The sequence below is a fragment of the Bacillus sp. RC251 genome (assembly GCF_044908765.1).
GTDB lineage: Bacteria > Bacillota > Bacilli > Bacillales > Bacillaceae_G > Bacillus_A > Bacillus_A wiedmannii.
Map to the genome: position 1 here is coordinate 1 of NZ_JBIYDP010000015.1, position 20,209 is coordinate 20,209.

Consider the following 20,209-nt stretch of genomic DNA (forward strand, 5'->3'; position numbering starts at 1 on the left):
CCATGATAAGGCTATGTGGTTTCAAGTAAGAGTTTATAGCCATGATAAGGCTATGTGGTTTCAAGTAAGAGTTTATAGCCATGATAAGGCTATGTAGTTTCAAATAAGAAGCAGCTGGGGTATTTAAGTTGTGACTTAAAGTAACAAGTTTTCTAGGCTTTAAGTAAAAAATCAGTGTGTTTAACTAATTTACTTTTTAAAATTGAAATTGTATTGTAAAGTAGTGATTTTACAAATAGAAGCAGTTTTATATAATTAAAGACAAGTAAAGAGGATTTAAATGATCCACAATAAAACGAGTAAAAACCAACAATTGTGCGGATTATTCAGATAACATTTCAACTTAAAGGTTATGTGGTTTTTCATCTAAATGGGAAAAATAAACGCATTTTGATTCAGTCATTCGTTTAAAGTGAACTTCCATCAGTGGGAGTCTTATAGCCTGCGAATTGTGTTATGAAAAATGGACTAAGAATTTAATCTTAGTCCATTTCTTATTTTATATCCATTTTGTATGGAATGTACCTTCTTTATCTACTCGTTTATACGTATGCGCTCCAAAATAATCGCGCTGCGCTTGTAACAAGTTTGCAGGTAGTTTGGCAGTACGATAGCTGTCATAATAAGAAATTGCTGCTGAAAATGCAGGTATCGGAATGCCCTGTTGTACCGCCATTGAGATAATTTGGCGTAATCCGCCTTGATATGACTCTACAATCTCTTTAAAGTATGGATCAAGTAAAAGGTTCGGTAGATCAGTGTTTGTCTCATAAGCCTCTTTAATGTTCTGTAAAAAGGCAGCACGGATAATACATCCGCCTCTCCAAAGCATAGAAATGCTGCCAAAATCAAGGTTCCAATCATATTCTTCAGAAGCTGCCTTCAATTGCGTGAATCCTTGTGCATAAGAACAAATTTTACTCATATATAAAGCTTGGCGCACTGCTTCGATTAATTCAGCTTTTTCAACTCCAATTGCTGTTTTATCTTTAGGGCCAGATAAAACTTTGCTTGCGTTCACACGCTCCTCTTTTAAAGCAGAAATGCAACGTGCAAATACAGATTCCGTGATAATAGGGAGAGAGATACCTAAATCAAGTGCGCTTTGGCTTGTCCATTTCCCTGTACCCTTTTGTCCTGCAGTATCAAGAATAACATCCACTAATGGCTTACCAGTTTCTTCATCTTTCTTCTTGAAGATATCGGCTGTAATCTCGATTAGATAGCTATTCAGTTCACCTTTATTCCATTCAGCAAATATTTCATGGAATTCTTCTGCAGTCAAATCAAGTGTTTGTTTCAAGAAGAAATATGCTTCACAAATTAATTGCATATCGCCATACTCAATACCGTTGTGAACCATCTTTACATAGTGGCCTGCCCCATTAGGTCCGATATAAGAACAGCAAGGCTCGTTATTCACTTTTGCAGAGATGTTTTCAAGCATATCCTTTACTTTTTCGTATGCATCCTTCTGTCCGCCTGGCATAATAGATGGTCCCTTCAATGCACCCTCTTCGCCGCCTGACACACCTGCACCTATGAAATTGATTCCTTCTTCGGCAAGACGTTTGTTTCGGCGAATTGTATCGACAAAGTATGTATTACCACCGTCAATTAAAATATCACCTTTATCGAGGTAAGGGACTAGAGAATCAATCGCCTTATCTGTAATTTCCCCTGCATTAACCATTAATAAAATCTTTCTAGGTGATTCAAGTGAGTTAACAAACTCTTCAACTATATGAGTACCTACTAAGTTTTTACCACGGTTTTCCTCAATGATTTCATCAACTTTTTCCTTTGAAATATCATATAGGGCAACAGAATACCCTTTGCTCTCAAAGTTAAGTGCGAGGCTTTTTCCCATAACGCCCACACCAACAACTCCAATTTGTAACTTTGCCATATTCCATCGTTCCTTTCCATGTATGTTACTCTGTATTATAGTATATATACCTAAAATAACACTTTAATCAAATAATCAATCTTTTTCATTTCAATAGGCTCCGCCAGTATTCGTGCGAAAGGTTATAGGGACACGGCACATCACTATCAAGTTAAAAAATAAAGAGAAATTTTCATCCTTACTAATCAATCATGAAAAATTACATTAAACAGCTTCCGTATCCCTTGTATTGTTTAGAAAGATCTATACAAATAAACTTAATAATAAAGTAAATCCTAATCCAGCTACAGAAACGATAGTCTCAAGTAAAGTCCATGTTGCAAATGTTTCTTTCATACTTAAACCAAAGTACTCTTTAAACATCCAGAAACCAGCATCGTTTACGTGTGAAGCAATTAAACTACCAGCCCCTGTTGCAAGGACAACTAAAGCAAGGTTAACATCAGATTGACCTAACATCGGAATCACTAAACCGACAGTTGTTAATGCAGCAACCGTAGCAGACCCCAATGAAATACGTAAGATGGCAGCGATAATCCATGCGAGCAAGATCGGTGATAATGAAGTTCCTTTGAATAATTCGGCTACATAGTTACCAACGCCGCCATCAATTAATACTTGTTTGAAAGCTCCGCCTCCACCAATAATTAAGAGCATCATCCCAATATTTGAAATCGCTGTTGTACAAGATTCCATCACGCTTTTGATTGGAATATTTCTTGCCAATCCCATTGTATAGATCGCAACTAGTAAGGATATCAACATGGCTGTATCCGCATTCCCAATAAACTCGATTGCTGCTAGTAAACTATTATCTGTAAATCCCATTGTTTTTTGCAGTAAAGTAATAATTGTAGCGACTGCCATTAAAAGAACAGGCAGTAAAGCGGTAAAAACGCTGATTCCAAAGCCAGGAGTTTCTTCAAGTTTAAATACTTTCTGCTCACCTAAAGATTTGATATTACCGGTTTTTGTGAATGCCTCAGGTACTAGTTTTTTTGCAAGTTTAGTAAATACAGGTCCAGCTAATACAACTGTTGGAACCGCTATCATAAAACCGTAAAGTAATACTTCACCGATGTTTGCATGCAATTCACCTGCGATAGCAGTTGGCCCTGGGTGTGGCGGTAAAAATCCGTGTGTTACAGATAAAGCTGCTGCCATCGAAATACCGAGATATAAGATAGAAACTTTTAATTCTCTTGAAATCGCAAATACAATCGGAATTAATAATACTAATCCTACTTCAAAAAATAATGCAATACCGATAATAAATGAGGCAGTCACAACAGCCCATTGAATGTTCTTTTCACCGAATTTTTTCACAAGGGTCATGGCAATACGTTGTGCGCCCCCAGAATCTGAAAGCAACTTACCTAACATCGCACCAAGTCCAAAAACGAGTGCTAAATGACCAAGTGTTCCGCCTAATCCTGCTTCAATGGTTTTAAAAATTTTTTCTGGTGGCATTCCAAGTGATAAAGCAACCCCGACCGATACAATGATTAATGAAATAAAGGTATTTAATTTAAAGCGCATAATCAGTAAAAGTAATGCTAAAATCCCAATTGCTACAATGACTAATGGCATCGTAGTTCCCCCCTAATCTTAGCTGTATTTGTATTTCTCCCGCTATTCGTGGGCAGTAAGGCCCCCACCTCGAGATTTAGATAGAATCGAGGCGTGGGGATCACTGATGAAAGTTTTACTTTATTAAATTTCTTTGATAATTTGCAATTCGTGTATAATCATCTTCTAGCGCCCTTGATAGGTTAATAAATATCGGCAGTAATTGTCTGTATTCTTTTGTTGCTTCTTCTTTCGGTGTATGTTTGTAGGTACTGCCAACCATTTCGGAAACGATTTCAAAAGAATCAATTTTTCCTGTGGCATAGAGACCTAAAATACATGCACCTAGACAAGAGCTTTCGTAACTCTTTGGAACAACGACTTCAGATGCGAAAATATCGGACATCATCTGTCGCCAAACGTCAGACCTTGCGAAGCCGCCTGTTGCTTGAATACGGGTTACAGGACCATCCATGCATTCGGTTAACGCTAAGAATACAGTGTACAAATTATATATAACGCCTTCTAAAGCTGCACGAATCATATGTTCCTTCTTATGTGACATCGTTAAACCGAAGAAGGAGCCACGTACATCTGGATTCCATAATGGTGCACGTTCACCTGCGAGGTATGGATGGAATAATAATCCGTCTGCACCAGGTCTCACGCGTTCAGCTATTTTAGTTAATACATCGTATGGATCAATTCCTAGTCTTTTCGCAGTTTCTACTTCTGATGAAGCAAGTTCATCACGAATCCAACGAAGGACCATTCCGCCATTGTTTACCGGTCCACCAATTACCCAATGCTTTTCAGTTAAGGCATAACAAAATATTCTTCCTTTTTTATCTGTTTGTGGCTTGTCAATGATGGTCCGAATAGCACCACTTGTCCCAATTGTGACAGCAATCTCACCTTTTCGAATTGCATTCACACCTAGATTAGAAAGCACCCCATCACTGGCACCAATGACAAACGGTGTTTGTGAATCGATACCAATCTTTTGGGCTAAATCTGGATTGCAGTTGCCAAATATTTGGGTGGTTGGTACGAGTTCAGATAATTGAGCTGGTGTTATACCAGCAATTTTTAAAGCTTCCTCATCCCAATCTAGTGTTTTTAAGTTCATCATACCCATGCACGAGGCGATGGAATGATCAACAACATATTGATCAAAGAATTGTTTGAAGATATATTCTTTGATTCCAATATATTTTTTCGTTCTAATAGCAATTTCCGGATGATCATTCACAATCCATGTAATTTTACTTAATGGTGACATTGGGTGAATAGGTGTTCCTGTTCGTCTATAAACTTCATGGCCATTCAGTTCATCTTTGATTTTATGTGCCCATGCCTCACTACGATTATCTGCCCAAGTGATACAAGGTGTCAGCGGATGATCATTTTCATCCATAGCAATGACACTATGCATAGCACTGCTAAATGAAATAAACGATGGTTTTTTATCTGAATGCTGTTTCGTTATATTTGATATCGCTTGTAAAACAGCTTGGAAAATCTCTTCTGGATCTTGTTCCGCTGTGGATATATCCGGTGTGCGAAGTGGGTAACCAATATTCTCGGTTTGGATGACTTCGCCTTTTTCAGTAAATAAAACTGCTTTCGTACTTGTTGTACCGATATCCATACCTAACATATAGCTACTCATGTCCTTGCTCTACTCCTTTAGATAACATTTGTTGTGACATCCAGAGATCTTCAACTTTCCCTTGAACATCATCAAAGTTTTGATGTAAGGCCTCAATCATGAGGGCCCGATCTTTTGATTCGATTGCTTTTATATAAAGCTCATGATTTTTAATAACCCGTTCAAAGTCTTCGTACTTTTCCTTGAAACGATTACGCATTGATAAAAGGATTAAGCTTTCCATAACAGGCTTTAAATTATTCCAAATCATCAGGATGTAGGAATGCTCAATGGTTCGAATAATCGTTTCATGGAATAAGAGATCTTGATAAGAAAACTCATCAGCATCATTATACTTAATGGCGATTTTCATCATCTCCATTATTTTATTTAGTTCTCTTACTAAATCATTTGTGTCCATCTTTACAAGTCGCTCAAAGATAAACGTTTCTATAAGTAAACGAACATCATATATTTCTTCGATTTCTTTCTCGGTTAAACCAATGACAACTGCGCCCATTCTTTCTAAGCGAATAATATTTTCAGAAGCTAGTACTTTTAATGCTTCACGAACGGGTGACCGACTTACAGAAAAATCGGCAGCTAATTTATTTTCCGATAGGATGGTACCGCTTTCAATTCCGCCTGCAATAATGCGCATTCTCAGTTCGCTCGCAACACGATCACCTGCAGAAGCTTTTGAAAGCCATTTTTCAGGATAAAGAAATTCCATTGATTTCGTCATAAAATCACCTCGTGTTAATCAAGTATACTTGTATACAAGTATTATAACTCGGATTTTTAATTATGCAAGCGCTTTTATTGTTTGCTTTGGTTGTTTTAGAGGAAAGTCCCATAATTATCAAGCTAACAAATCGAGTCGCCCCAAAAACTACTATTGTTGATGAAGAAAATTTAGGGAATGGAAAACTGAAGAATACGATATCCAAGGACTTACCTCAACAAATTTAGCACTCGGGTTTACAACTTTTTGAATCAAAAATATAGATGTTAAAAATGTAACAGTAACTGAATTTGAGCATTAAAAGCTTTTAAAAATTGAAATTGTATTGTAAAGTATTGATTTTACAAATAGAGACAGTTTTATATAATTAAAGACAAGTAAAGAGAATTTAAATGATCCACAATAAAAAGAGTAAAAATCAACAATTGCGCGGATTATTCAGATAACATTTCAACTTAAAGGTTATGTAGCCATCATATAGCTATGAGGTTTCATAGTGTTAGGATTTATATTATATTGGTTATTAACATTGTTAGGAGGTACTTAAATATGGAGAAAGTATTAGTATTGTTCAGTGATGCCCTCCTACTTGCTGCTCCAATCTATGAAGAAAATAAGCAGTTATGGGCCAAATGGCAAAAATATTATAACGAAGTACAAGAGAATCACGATAAATTAGTAACATCAGCTAATATATCCCCTTCATTCTCAACACTTGTTTCTTGGCTGGGGCAGAAACAAGAACAAGGAATATCGTTGTTGAACATTTATGCGAATCTAGATAAATATAAAATTGAGATTCAAAATGTATTAGATAAAATCATTGAACAAGAGTTTGGAGAAAAGTTTGAAGCAGTTGAACCAACTCAAATTTTAAATCCTGAACATGGTCATATAAAAGAGTATATAGCAGATATACCTGAAGAATATTATCCTGTATCAAATGACGCAATGTACTATCAATTACGTGATGGAATAGCAAAAAATCAGTTTGAAGAAGATGAAGCAGCAGCAAAAACGGTACTACCATTAGAAACAAAAAATTCAAGCGGAGTTGCACAACTATCTTCACATAAAGATGAGGATTTGAGATTAGTGAATACAAATGAAGCAGAAAGATGGTCTATATTGGTTGATGGAGTAATTAGTAATATGGATGATCTTACAGCAGACTGTTTGGATACCATTACAATACAATGGTTAAATCAAGCTAAATCTCCAGATGAATTCATAGATTTTAGCTATGAAAATGTATTGGAATTATGTAATATGCCAAAAGCATCAGCAAACGGTGTAGAGTATTATCGTGCAGAAGATAAGATAAAGGTAGCGCAACGTATTGCAGCGTTAGCAAGCATCTTTATTTATTTGAATGATGATAATGAAGTTGTAGTATTGAACGATCAAGCTGAAACTGGGGAACAATTTGAGGTAAAACGTGAAGTAATCAAAAGACTATTCGTACTGGACTCTGTAGTGTTATGGAGAGATAAGAATACTAATGAATATATGGGGATAGAATCCTGTAAGATTAAACCAGGTAGTTTCTTATCAGGCTATTTGTATGGATCTAATAGCACAACTGCTTTATTATCGAAAAAAGCATTAGAGTATAATAGCTATAGACACAAGTTTCATAAACGTTTAATACGTTATTTATCCTGGCAGTGGCGAATCCGTCAACAATACAGTACTTTAAAAAGACCATACTCCATTGGTGGAGAAAAAGGGCTACTATCTGTAATGGGTATTACAACCACAAAGGGTCGCCCAACTCGAATTCGTGAACAACTAGAAAGTGTTTTAATTGATTTAGAAAAAGAAAAAGTAATTTCACATTGGGCGTATGCAGAGGAATTGGATGAAACAAAGATAGGAGAACGTAATTGGTTTAAGAATTACTATTCCAAATTAGGAATCATTATCTTACCACCAAAAGAATTGATGAATAATATAGATAGTATGGTAAAGAAAAAAGTAATAGGTATGCAAGAGAAGCAGGAGGACCATTATATTGCAGAGACAGTAAAACAAACTCCTGAAGGATCAGAAGATGTGATACGAGAAAAAATTATGTATCAGCATATGCATCAAAATAAAACAATGCGTGAGATAGCAGATGAAATAGGCTTATCCCCTGCTACACTATCAAGATTCTGTAATAACAAAATGAAGCGTATTTCAAAAAGTGTTAATGAAAAGCTAAACAAGTGGTATGAAAGACAAATGATTATAGAGTCTATGTAAAAAGAAGCAGTTACCTTTAACTGGAGAGGTACCTGCTTCTTTTTAGTTTGTTCATATTCTGCTTTTGCTTTGAAATAAACTTTGTCACAATATGTTTCACTAATTATTCTCAAGAACGTCGTGTAACCTCTCAGCAAACTTTTTATAATGCACTGTGTTGTATCCCGTATGGTGTCCGGGAAACTCAGCAAACTCTGTTCCGAGTTGTTTTGCTAAGTTGACTGCGCAATGGTAAGGAAAAAATTCTTGTGAAACACTTCCGCCGGCTGGAAGTACTTGTATCAATACAGATTTTAATGGAGTCTTTAATGCATCGATATTTAAAGTATATTTGAGAATTCCTGGGATTTCATACTCAGTGAAATACGTCGAATTATCGAGTAGCCGCTTTGTTAGTACATCTTTCGATAATCTGAAATTGGTATCATCAATATTTGACAATAACTTCATAACCTCACTTCGATGATTTTTCTTAAGGTCTTCCATGAATTTTATAGCTTGATTGAACTCATTTTCAGGTAAAAGTTGTAATAAAACTGGTTCGTGTGAGATTAGTAACTGTATCTGCTCAGGATGGCGTATGCACAGATCAAGTCCGATGACAGCACCAGAACTACTTCCGAATACATAAGCTGGTTCATCGGTCAGATTGGCTAGCAGTCGGTGAGCGTCTTCACTATGTGTGTTCACATGATAATCCTCAGTCTTATTCGCGAGATTGCTACGTGAATGACCACGACGATCGTAAGTAACAACTGTATACCAATTAGCAAGATGGTCGGCGATACTATGGAACTTATCGGCATCACCACCCCCACCATGGATCAAAAGAAGAATTGGACCTGAGCCACGCACCTCATAGTAGATGCTTGCTGCAAGTACTTGCAATGTTCCGTTTTTTACTATCCTCATTTGTACATCCTTCCTTTCTTCTGTCATTTCCCTTAACATTACACAATTGGCGAATGATATAAAATGCAGGAAATGACTAAGAAACAAATTCGCCATAAGAAAAAACAATGAGCATCATTTCATAAGTGTATCCTTTTTATTTATTTAGAGTAGACAATTTTTTGATTGTTTCAATGGAGAGGTGATATTCATCAGCTATTTGATTAATCGTTCTACCTTTTAATAGAAGCATTTCTGTCATCGATCAGCTTTCTTGTCCCAGATCGTATCCCCGTCTCTGATGAGGGGTTTTAGGTTTAGGAATATATATTGTTTCTCCTGGAACATACTTTTGAATTTCTAATATCAGCTTTTTAGGTAAAATAGCCGTTGTTTTTAAATAGCCCCTTTCTGCCAACTTCATACCTGTCCGTATTAATCCATAAACGCACTCGATTACTCGGTGGATATCATGTGTACTTTTGTACATAATAAGGTTGGCAAATGTTAAAGTCAGGAGGGTTTGTATGCAACATGATAAAAAAGATATAGAAACGTCTGGTTCTATTATGAAACCAAATTTTGCAGAAACTGATGCACAAAAAGTGAAACAAGAAATTCAAAATGATGTAAGAGAAGGACAAGGCGCAATGACTTCCCGAGAAGCAGGTGCAATGCGGGATTAAGAAACCACTCCTTACTGTTTTTTATTTAGTGAATGTTTTAAACAGTAAGGAGATAACCCATTAACGGCTTTTGTTTCTTAAAAAATCGTTTTTACTTTCATATAAAGTTTATTTCACGAAGTATCCCCATTAGAAATAATCTATATTTTGTTTGACTTTTTCAAAAAGAAGTTTAACTTGCCGTGATATAAGGAATTCCAAAATTGTCTATTGTAGTTATCATCATTTATTAATATGTTAGTATCAAACTCCACTAATTTGTTCTTCAAATCATGAAAAGTCCTTATTAGATTACAATCTTTGTAGTGCCCCTGCTCTACTAGCTGAACCCAATACTTTTTAAAGTAATTGAAGCAGGAATGCATTTTCTCTATAGAAGAATTAACAAAATATCTTTCTACTCTTTCCGTAATTTCATGTTCTAGCTCATATATTTCTCCTGTGGGCTGGTAGATAGTAATTAGATTACCTGAATCCATATTACTCCCGATAACAAGGTATGGTTTAAACTTCTCTAAACTCGCTAAAAATGCTTTAGTATATTCTTTATCCAATATCGATAAAGAAAAATCATTTTGTTTTGTCCATTCCACTACATCTAAAAGAAAACCATTTGAATAGGTGTAAAATTCTACATTGAGACATTCGAATTCATTTCCTTTAATTTGATGATTAAGTAAAAAGTGCATACTATCCATGGGCAAATTTAATTTGGCAATCTCCACTGTCATTCCTCCAACCCTTATTATGTAATCCATTTTCTGGTTCTTCACAAACTTAATTAAATTTTAGCATAAAGAAATGGTCTCCTTGGGGGAAGTTACATATGAAATAATAAAAAGGTATGAGTTTACGACCCACACCTTTTTACTAGTAGAAATATTCGTTATATGCTTAATGTATCAATCATGATTAATGTCACCTTCGATATATTGACTGAGTTTATCCTTAATTGCCGCACTTTCTGGAGTTACTTCTGCTACTTTACGATTGTGAAGACGAGAGCCCCCTTCCATTTCATCTAAAGGAAATGTATTTTCTTCTTCTTGAGGAACAGTGGCAGCCATTTGTTGTAACCATTGCATTGTTAAGTTAGATGTTGTATTTTTACCATTGATTTCTGCAGTTCGTTGAATTTCCTGTTCCTGCTGATTATGGGTAACAGTTGATGTGTAAGCAGGTTCTCTATATTGTGGTGTATGCTTCGCCCTTGGCACTTCTATTGGAGTTTCAGTAATAACTGATGCTTTTTTGTTAAGTTCAATAGGTTCTCTATGTTTACTTGTATTTGGTACATTTTCTTTATGAACATCGATTACTTCATTAATTTTTGCCGGTTCTTTTTTATTAGAAGTAGCAATTGGTGCTGTAATGCTTTCCTCTTCTAGTTTAGGAGCAGAATTTCTTGAGTAATCTTGCACAGACTGACTATTTGTTAACTCTCCTTCATTGTCAGTATCATCTTCATTAGTATAAAAATCGTAAGTATCAGGATTTAACGTTTGTAACCAGCCTTCTATTGCAGTAGGTGCTGTTTTAGGTGCACTCAATTCCTCAATTACAGCTTCTTCACTATCAACATTTGTATCTGTGACATAATCATTATACTTAATTTCCACATTCAATGACTCTTCACGAATTTTTAACCAATAAGCAGCTGCTTCTGCATCAACTTCAATCTTAGCTGTTTTAAACTCAGAGGCAGGAACAAAGTTAGCATTTACTTGTATTCCTCCTTGTGGAGCATTATCTTTTACGATTTTAGCGGCACACTGGAATGCTTTTTGAATTAAGATATCATTTTCAGAAAGAATGGGTACCTCTAGTTTGGAATAAGAGTAGGATGTTCTACGTGTACTTTGAGTTTTCGTTTCTGCTGTTACCATATCAATTTCTTGATCACCTTCACGTGCTTCATAAATTGTTTTCGTACCCATTAGCTTACTAAACAATTTAGCATCTTCATTTGTAACATCACCATAAACAAGTTTATTACGAAATGTTCCTAACAGGATATCCATGAATCTTGGGCCATGTTCAATTGCTAATTGACTAATTGTTTGTGCAATAACAATTAAAGGTGCTTTATATTTACGTGATTGAGCAGGAAAACTTTTAAATGCTTTATAAATATAATCCGCAAACTCATCGACTAAAACGGGATGGTAAGGAGATACGTTAGGCTTACGACGAAAAACAGCATTCTGTACGGCATATAAACACAATTTACCGAATACATCAGATAGATCAGAAAGTTCCCCTTTTGCTGTATTGACTAACAGAATACCTCCAAATTCCAAATGCTTCTCAAAATCGAAATCCGACGGACCGCATAAAACACGACGGAGCAGAGGTTGAGCAGAAATATCATTTAATGTGTTTCGTAATCCACGAACAAAGGTTGCTTGTTTATCAATAATCTTTGGTTGACCATAGTATTTCCCTTCAGTATGATAAACAACTTCCCCTCCCCCACGGCCACCAGAAATTTCAGGAACATAATTTAAATCAAACCATTCATCTGCTTGTTTCATTATGCGGAAATGGTTTCGTTCATCCCTATCTGGAATGGATTCAATATCATTCGGAAGTCGTTCTTTTAATTTGAGATGCATCTCAAACACGAGATTAGCATCATTATACATATCAATTAAATGCTCAAATCTAGCTTCAAAGTTAGAATCATGGAGTTTTAACAAATAAATATGTTGTTTAAGATGAGAACGCTCAGATTGAACGAAGAACGGATTCCCTGCTCCATTATCAGAGAGACCCGTTAATACTGAACATAACATCTCAGCAACTTTATCGACTGGACCACGTACAAAATTTATTGAAGGGGTATCAGGATTTGTTGGATCTAAATAGAAAATAACACTTTCGGGAATTCTGTGTGCTAATACCAAGTTATATACTTTTTCGCAGAAGTCATTAGATGGCTCGATAACTGTAAGACCATTAACTTGCGTTCCTTTTACATCCTCTGAATGATAATCTTTTCTTGCATATAAGGTTTTAAAGTTATTAATCATTGAAGCCATATAGTCAAGAATTTGATTGGCAATTGGCAAACCTAGTGCAGCTGATTTACCTGTACCAATGTTACCGATGATCATAATATTAAGCGTTAGAGACTTGCCCTGTATAACTGCCATTTCCCGTGTCGCACTATTAGGACCAAGAAAGATATCAGGGTCTGGCAATTTTGATGGATTTTTTTCAGTGAAAAACTTGTGTAATGAAGTAGCAAGTTTTCGTTGACGATCATCATTCAAAAAGGAAAGCATCCAACCAGGTATTTTAAATACGTATTCCCATTTTCCGAATTCATCTAAAAGCTCTTTTTTATGTTCGTAAAAAATCTTAAAGAGCCATAAGAGTACGAGAATAATAATAATTACAGGTATAGCAAATACAAGGTGCATGATATTACTAAAATTTGAAAGTATAGTATCCTCTAATCCTTTGTCATTTAGTGAAACTTCTCCAGCTTTCGAATGTAAGAATGGAATAAATATCTTAGCTAATGGAACGCTAAACGCCCATAAGTACTGGGCAACTATACCAATTAACATCATCGAAAAAACAAACCATCTACGCTTTATCTCCTGATAGGTCTTAACCTTGGTTGATAGTTGCCAAGTATAAATTAAAATCCAAAAGCTAAAAAAGGTTTCAATGTAATAATTAGTTTCGAACGGATTACCGAAGATACTTAAAGTAGGTAATGGAGCCCCCATTTGTATTGACCAGAAAGAAGCGTATTTATAAATTCCTCTAAACGCAAAATACCAAGCTAGCAGAAGTAGTAATGTCACAACATAGTAAGATGAGCGGGCTGCTAAACGATATTTCCAGCTTTTTGTAAGATCGATTGTAACTGTATAGGAATTTTTTTTGTTCTTTCCGGCTTTGGGATCCTCCCCATTACCTGGTGCATTATTGAGTTCAGCATTCTTTTGAACTGCATTCTCCAAATTCTTGTTTCACCCTCTCTTTTAACGAATAAAAAGCAGCGGTGAAATTAAGCAATTCAGCAGAAGTAGCCAATAATATATTCTCTGGTGCTATGGAATTGTGATACAGATCAGTAAAAATGGCTTGCTGCCCATGCTCTAATTCATCCGCTTCATATATCCCCAAAATTTTAATTGGGTTTAGTGTTCGGTGTTGATTTTGCATGGCCAACAATCCTGATAATTGTTGTAATTTTAAGTGTGTGTTAACCTCCCCTACCTTAAGTATTGTTAATATACACAATATTTCTAAGTAATCTAAAGATTTTTTTTCTTCATCAGGTGCTTTTTTTCGTAATACCAAAATGTCTTCTGTTAGCTCAAGTAGTTTAGAATGCTGAATCCCTTTCGCTTGCATTTCGTTTTTATTAGATATCCACTCTACCGAATAAGGGAAAGAAGAATTTATGTTCAAACGTTCTGTGATTTTTTTGAGCAGATGACTTTTGCTTAAACTATTAATTTCGCGAATTTCTTGAAGAATATTGTTTATTACAAGTTCCGATCCACCCATGTTGCATACGTAAACATCTAGGTTATTCACTACACTTAAACGTGGTATATTGCTGAAAGCTTTTTTTAAATTTGTTACACGTGTAGTCCTTTTTTTGTAGGTAGAAATTGTGTGATAAGAATCATCGATTACTGAAAATAACACGTAAAACTGTTTAGACGGATTAGAAGCAGCGATATCAAGATATTTTTTCAGTTTGTTTTCTAGAAATGGAATGTTTTCTGTTCCTGTATCAACTTCAATATTGATAATAGAATTGTTACATGTAAGAACCCAATCAGGAATGATTAATGGATTTCCCTTTGAGTCTGGATAAAACTCTTTAGATGGACGAAATGAATAAACGAGTTGAGGTAAATCTTGTTGGAAGGAAACGGTTTGAAGTTCTGGCTGAAACATTTCGCGATACTCTTCATCTTCGTATAAGAAGTAAACATCATTTGAATCGGAATACATTAGGTTGGGTAAATGTAAGTTTTGCTTCACAATTGAGTTTAATGGAAAAAGATAATCGCCATTACCACCTACAATTGCACCGGTATGTTCATTTTGGGATTCTGCTTCAAGTAGATTTAGCACAAATTGTGTAATAGCTATATTGTGTTCATAGTGCCTTTTGGTAACAAACGAGGTATTGCAATCAGTAATTAATTTTAAACGATGTAATATTTCTGCTCCTTTTGAAGCAATAGAAACGAAATCCAATGTAAAGCCGCGCTTCTTTCTCACACTTATATTTTCTTTTTTTATTAATTTCATTTTTGCCCACTTTGTTAACTTGGATGAAAATGTGGTTCGACTTATAGGTCCTCCACTTATCAATTCGTAAAATTTTCGTAATTGAATTTGAGATACTGTTCGTTGTTCATATAAAAATAAGACTGTAAAAATGTCAGAACGATTAAAATAAACTCCACGATCATTCTCTCCAACGATATATTTAACGGCATGATCAAATGATTTTTTCAATTTTAAACACTCCCTTGGAATGGAAATAATATACGGAAATCTGCATAAAATCGGGTGCAATTGTCATGAAATAAAAGTAATTAATGTTGGATAAATTAAGCAGTTCAGAACATAAAAATGATTAGTGTATATTTTAACTGAAATTTGCAAAAAAGTAACCCATTATCCCCTATGAACTCTTGGTTTAAAGATACATATTATTTCGTCAGGTGTGAGTAATAAAATCTAATGTTATCAAGTGAGAATTTGCTATTAGAGTTCGTCATATGTATTTCGACAGTGATAAGAGGACATATGACGAACTCTAATGATAAAAAAAGGGTTCGTCATATGTATTCCGTCATATGTGTTTAGAGTATCAAAAATAGATAAAATGTACAGTGAATATACTTTTGCATAGATGAAACAATCTATTACACATACTTACATTTAATTCTGTTGCGGTATGTGTTAAACAGAAGGAAAATTCACATCATAAAAGAAATAAGTAAATAAACATAATAAAGTAAATGAAAATTGTGTATATTTCATATTTTGCATGTTACAATTTGATGTAAGGGGTGAAAAAATGCGGAATTGGAACACAGAATATGGGTTAATAACAAAGATAATACAAAGTGAATTTGAAACGGACTTTCTTTATAATAAAGTAACTAACACGTTAAGTAACGAACATGAGATTATTCCAACAAGGTTTGCAGCTCTAGATCCTTATAAAACGTATAATACCGCACAAGTTAGTAGAATTTTGAGGATAAAATCTAATCAATTAAGGTATTTAATTAACAGATACGGTGAATACATCCAATTAAGAAAAAAAAGAACTAAATATATTATTTCATTTAAAGCTGTATATAGGATATATTTAGTGCATCTATGCTCAACAAAGAAATTAATTAGTTCATCTGAGTTTAATCGCTTCATGACCTTACATGTTAGTTATAGTGATTATATTGATATGAAATTGACAAGTTATACTGACAAGTTTGTAGAACTTAATTTCAAAGAGAATCAAATGAATGAAAATGAATCACAATTTTATGTGCTATTCCTACAAATCTCAGAAATAACTTCCGAATTAATAAAAGAAATAACTACATATAACATGACATTGACATCCCCTTTCCTTTCTGTAGACAACCAACAGAAAAATGAGTTATTAAAAAAGAAGCGGGATCATAAAGATCTGTTTAATAAACTAAGGGTTTTATATAAAACTATATAGTTAAAAGAGTAATACTCAAGAAGTATTACTCTTTTTTTAGGGTTATATACACGTTTTATTTATAAGTCTTTTATATAAGTCTTTCAAATAGGATGTATGAAATTTATTGGTGATATTTTATTGACATGAAATTAATATGAAAGTATATAAAGCCTTTAATGATAAGTGTTTTTATACACATCTTATATGTAGTTCGTATATATAAGACGTATAAATCTAATGACCATGATAATAGAATGTTATTTTAGAAGTATTATATATCGGAATTATAATTCTAGATAAAAATATACATAAATACTGCACCCATATTTATAATTTAATAGTTATTGTTAGTTATATGAAACCTGATATTAACATGTTTTGTTCACCGCTTATATAAACGACTTTCATGTACGTCTTATATAATTGTTATTGGTATATAAGACATTAGTTCAATTTTACATTTTGTGAATCTTATATAAGCCTTATATATAACAACTTGATATAAGTCTTATATATAATGACTTGATATACGTCTTGCAATGATGTAATATATTTTTAGGAATAATTAACCAACGTTTTAAGGGGGGAACAACTTGAACGAGGTATTAAGTGAAAAATATAAACAAAACAAATTTACTGAAGAAGTTGTGGAAATGTTTGCAGACATTATTGAAGAAGACGAAATACTCTACAATGTATTTCATTACATAGGATCTCAAGTAAACAAACAATACCAAGAAACAAAATATATGAGAGGTATTTCAATAAATGAGATAGTAGAAAGTGTTGTTATTGATAGGAGAGTAAAGAAACCTAAGGGTAAATCCTATTCATTAGAACTTGAAAGAACTAACATTTCAAGAAGATCAGCGGAAGGTAGTGTTGCTACTTTAGCTTCAATGTCATTAATAACAGAAAAAATTATGCATCCGTATAAGTTTTTAATTTCAACTATTAGGGGGCAGCAAGTATTAGTTGAATTAAGCAAACGTAAAAAAAGTAATGAGAATAAGGGAGAGATAAAATAATGGCAAAAAACTTTCTGAAAAACGAAGTAGCAGTGAAAATGACTATGGTTGGTTTTGGTCAAGCTGGAACTAGAATGGTAGATAAGTTTGCTGAGTATAAGCATACAGACGGTACAGCAGTTTATAATTGCCTAGCATTGAATAGTAATGATGGGGATTTAGCAGAACTGAAAAACGTGCCAAAAAGCAACCAAGTTTCACTAAAATTAGGTGGTTTGGGTAAGAATCCTGAGCGTGCTGTAAAGGTGTTAGAATCTAATGAAGAAGCTAAGGATAAACTAAAAGAATTTATAACGGAACGTGTCAGACCAACTGATGAGTTAGTGCTATTTTTTGCAGGTTTAGGGGGTGGTACAGGTACATCTACAATTATTCAAGCAATTGAAGAATTCACTGCTTTTCATAATAAACCTGTAATTGCTGAAGAACTGAAAAGTATGGCAATGAAAATTCCTAGAGAAGAATTAATCAAAAATCAACAAAAGTATGCAAGAATTGCTTTCAATAATGCAATTGAACGTAAAGATTTTATTAAAATGGGTATTGTGGTTACACTTCCAGTTAGAGCAGATGGGCCGGATGTACTAAGACAGGTGAATAAATTTTCACAAGAAATTTGGAAGTTAGCTAATGATCCAGCGAAAGGCGTTGCATTTGTTGTATTTGCAGACAACCAACATTTCTATGATGAGTTTAAGGGATTAAACGAGAATGAGAAAAAAGGCATCGGAAACTCACGAGACTATGCAAATCAGCGTATTGGAGATATTATTCATGAGTTAAATACAGCTGCAAACGGTTCAGGAACATCAGTAATTCTAGATTCTCAGGACTTTAAACGAATTTTACTAGAAAGAACAGGTTGTTTAGTAATTAATAAGGTTTCACGTAATATGAATCAAATTGAAAACAGTAAAGAAATTGTAGATATGTTCTCAGAATCATTGAAAGGAAGCTCATTCCATCACCCTATTGACCTGATGAAGACAAATGAAAATGGAGATTTAGAGGCATCAAAGGTACATCATTTTGGGATGTTAGCAATTTTAGATGAACAGAAGAACCTTGATGATTCATTTATGGATGATGCAAAAGTAGAAGTAACAAATAAACTACCAATCAATGGAACTGTTTTTAATGGTTATTTAGTTAGTAAAAATGACTTTATGGGTAGCGTGTATACTTTCTATAAGACAGATGCACTACCATCTCGATTATCTAAAGGATTAGTAGAAGAATATAATGAATTTAAGGAAAAACAAAGTCAAATTCAATATACAAAGTCTCAAATTACTACTATTGAAGCGCAAGACTCGGACGATGATTTCAATATTAACTTTGGTGATTACTTTGAATTAGAACCAGAGAAAGATGAAGAACCGCAAAAGCTAAATGATGAAGAATTAGCGGCATTTATGGATCCTGATAAGATGTTCGGAACAAAATAAAAAATAAGCCTGGAATTTTCCAGGCTTATTTTTCTGTTTTCATTACATTTTGCATGTATTCAATCATGTTCTCATCAATATAGCTTTCTATGAAAAGTTGTTTTCTCGCAAGATCTTCCTCTTTTTTAAACCAACCCACTTTTTTAATACGAGTTTCTTCTGGCTGTGTATTCCATTCTTTTTCAGCTTGTTTTCTTAACTCTGTACGCGCTCTATGTTGAATAATTATATTATCTAGTCTTTCTTGTCTTTGGCGCTCTTTTAACCTCTCAGGGTCTTCTGGTTCAGGTAGCACCGCACGTATAGCATCTTCGAACTTTCCTTGATACTCTAATTCAATGTTTTGTAAATGCATTTGAATTTTTTGTTCTACTATTTTTTCAATAGTCGCTGCAGCTTCCTGCATGTTTAATTGGGATGAGACTTCACTGGTTTGATTTTCTGGAGAAACAGGTCTTAGTTCAAATTGATGTGGTAAAAGCTCAATAATTGCATCTAGCGACCACTTTTCATCCCTTTTTAGTTTGATAAATAAAGCTATGTCTAAATCCAGTGTGTTATATAACTTTTCGTTTGTATTATTGGTTCTTAATGTTCCGTGTAACCCCTTTTCTTCTAGGATATTGAACCAATTGTATACAGTGTTATGATGTCGACCTACTAATTTAGAAAACTCTGTTATTCGCCAAGCTTTTTCAAAAGTATCTTCATGACTAGAGTTTGTATTATTGGACTCCATATGTTCAGTTGTATTTTTGTTATCTTGTTCAATCATCGTTATACCTCCTTGAAATATAATGGCCATAGCAAAATGTAATTAACATATAAAATGAGATTAACATGTTAAGTATCTTTCGGCGATATAAACCTCAACACCTTTGTTGATTGACATTCACATGAAATGTGTCATTGATATATAAAGCATCACTTGTTAACATGAAGTTGATAAATCAGATTTTGAATTAAATATTGTTAATGTCCTGTTGATAATCCGTTAGTTATTAATGATTATTGTTGCTGCTATGAAATTAACAAATTAGTCTACAATATATTAATGATAAGAAAATATTAGTGATTTGTAAATAAATTATAAGGAAATAGCATTAAACTTAAAGACTTAAAAGCTAAAAAGTATGTATAAATGTAGAACAAAAAGCCCATACTAATAATAAAGAAAGGGCTATATTTATTATAATTCATGATAATCGGTAGTAGAAAGCTAAGAAATGTATAGTTTATTGGCTTCAGTAGGTCTTTAGAATGCACATGAAGGTTATTGAATTACTTTAATATAAACTCATTTTTTATAGGAGGCACCGCCCTTTACAA

General features: G+C 34.0%; 14 protein-coding genes and 1 pseudogene. 5 read left to right on the plus strand and 10 right to left on the minus strand.

Annotation, left to right across the window (positions count from 1 at the left end; translation table 11 throughout):
* Window positions 1–499 precede the first annotated feature (499 nt).
* The 4 genes from gndA to gntR form a co-directional block, all read right to left on the minus strand.
* Entirely contained in the window at window positions 500–1,909 is a 1,410-nt protein-coding gene (gene gndA / locus ABH961_RS26585) for an NADP-dependent phosphogluconate dehydrogenase (RefSeq protein ID WP_016514213.1), read from the minus strand.
* A 243-nt stretch (window positions 1,910–2,152) separates the two neighbouring features.
* Complete coding sequence (gntP, locus tag ABH961_RS26590; protein ID WP_064472945.1) at window positions 2,153–3,499, minus strand: gluconate permease GntP; 1,347 nt, start codon at window positions 3,497–3,499, stop codon at window positions 2,153–2,155.
* Window positions 3,500–3,614: 115 nt separating this feature from the next.
* Window positions 3,615–5,150 (minus strand): gluconokinase, encoded by a 1,536-nt coding sequence (gene gntK / locus ABH961_RS26595; protein ID WP_098069353.1) that lies wholly within the window; start codon window positions 5,148–5,150, stop codon window positions 3,615–3,617.
* A complete protein-coding gene (gene gntR, locus ABH961_RS26600; protein ID WP_098069354.1) occupies window positions 5,143–5,874 on the minus strand; it encodes a gluconate operon transcriptional repressor GntR in 732 nt (243 codons plus the stop codon). Before gntR ends, gntK begins: the two co-directional genes overlap by 8 nt.
* Before the next feature lie 549 nt (window positions 5,875–6,423).
* Between gntR and ABH961_RS26605 the strand changes: the two genes are divergently transcribed.
* Window positions 6,424–8,121 carry a helix-turn-helix domain-containing protein gene (locus ABH961_RS26605; protein WP_404520375.1) on the plus strand — a complete coding sequence of 566 codons (1,698 nt, stop codon included), beginning with the start codon at window positions 6,424–6,426 and terminating at the stop codon, window positions 8,119–8,121.
* Window positions 8,122–8,220: 99 nt separating this feature from the next.
* Here ABH961_RS26605 and ABH961_RS26610 read toward each other — a convergent pair whose 3' ends face one another.
* Window positions 8,221–9,129, minus strand: coding sequence for an alpha/beta fold hydrolase (locus tag ABH961_RS26610; protein ID WP_404520377.1), 909 nt, complete (start codon window positions 9,127–9,129; stop codon window positions 8,221–8,223).
* 40 nt (window positions 9,130–9,169) lie between these two features.
* Window positions 9,170–9,436, minus strand: a pseudogene (locus ABH961_RS26615) (CD3324 family protein).
* 103 nt (window positions 9,437–9,539) lie between these two features.
* Between ABH961_RS26615 and ABH961_RS26620 the strand changes: the two are divergent.
* Window positions 9,540–9,698 (plus strand): hypothetical protein, encoded by a 159-nt coding sequence (locus ABH961_RS26620; RefSeq protein WP_179864138.1) that lies wholly within the window; start codon window positions 9,540–9,542, stop codon window positions 9,696–9,698.
* 140 nt (window positions 9,699–9,838) lie between these two features.
* On the opposite strand, the gene ABH961_RS26625 is transcribed toward ABH961_RS26620, so the two are convergent.
* The 3 genes from ABH961_RS26625 to ABH961_RS26635 form a co-directional block, all read right to left on the minus strand.
* Window positions 9,839–10,429 (minus strand): SUKH-4 family immunity protein, encoded by a 591-nt coding sequence (locus tag ABH961_RS26625; RefSeq protein WP_098080357.1) that lies wholly within the window; start codon window positions 10,427–10,429, stop codon window positions 9,839–9,841.
* Window positions 10,430–10,600: 171 nt separating this feature from the next.
* The gene (locus ABH961_RS26630; RefSeq protein ID WP_404520379.1) at window positions 10,601–13,675 is read right to left on the minus strand and encodes a type IV secretory system conjugative DNA transfer family protein; all 3,075 of its coding nucleotides are present in this window, start codon (window positions 13,673–13,675) and stop codon (window positions 10,601–10,603) included.
* Window positions 13,647–15,197: a replication-relaxation family protein gene (locus ABH961_RS26635; RefSeq protein WP_404520380.1), complete on the minus strand. Its 1,551-nt coding sequence runs from the start codon at window positions 15,195–15,197 to the stop codon at window positions 13,647–13,649. Before ABH961_RS26635 ends, ABH961_RS26630 begins: the two co-directional genes overlap by 29 nt.
* Before the next feature lie 538 nt (window positions 15,198–15,735).
* Between ABH961_RS26635 and ABH961_RS26640 the strand changes: the two genes are divergently transcribed.
* The 3 genes from ABH961_RS26640 (at window position 15,736) to ABH961_RS26650 (ending at window position 18,880) form a co-directional block, all read left to right on the plus strand.
* A complete protein-coding gene (locus ABH961_RS26640) occupies window positions 15,736–16,422 on the plus strand; it encodes a hypothetical protein (RefSeq protein ID WP_404520382.1) in 687 nt (228 codons plus the stop codon).
* Between the two features lie 575 nt (window positions 16,423–16,997).
* Window positions 16,998–17,432: a hypothetical protein gene (locus tag ABH961_RS26645; RefSeq protein ID WP_064472955.1), complete on the plus strand. Its 435-nt coding sequence runs from the start codon at window positions 16,998–17,000 to the stop codon at window positions 17,430–17,432.
* Entirely contained in the window at window positions 17,432–18,880 is a 1,449-nt protein-coding gene (locus ABH961_RS26650; protein WP_064472956.1) for an FtsZ/tubulin family protein, read from the plus strand. The genes ABH961_RS26645 and ABH961_RS26650 overlap by 1 nt, the downstream gene beginning before the upstream one ends.
* 25 nt (window positions 18,881–18,905) lie before the next feature.
* Here the strand turns inward: ABH961_RS26650 and ABH961_RS26655 are convergent, their stop codons facing one another.
* Entirely contained in the window at window positions 18,906–19,655 is a 750-nt protein-coding gene (locus tag ABH961_RS26655) for a MerR family transcriptional regulator (RefSeq protein ID WP_064472957.1), read from the minus strand.
* Window positions 19,656–20,209 lie beyond the last annotated feature (554 nt).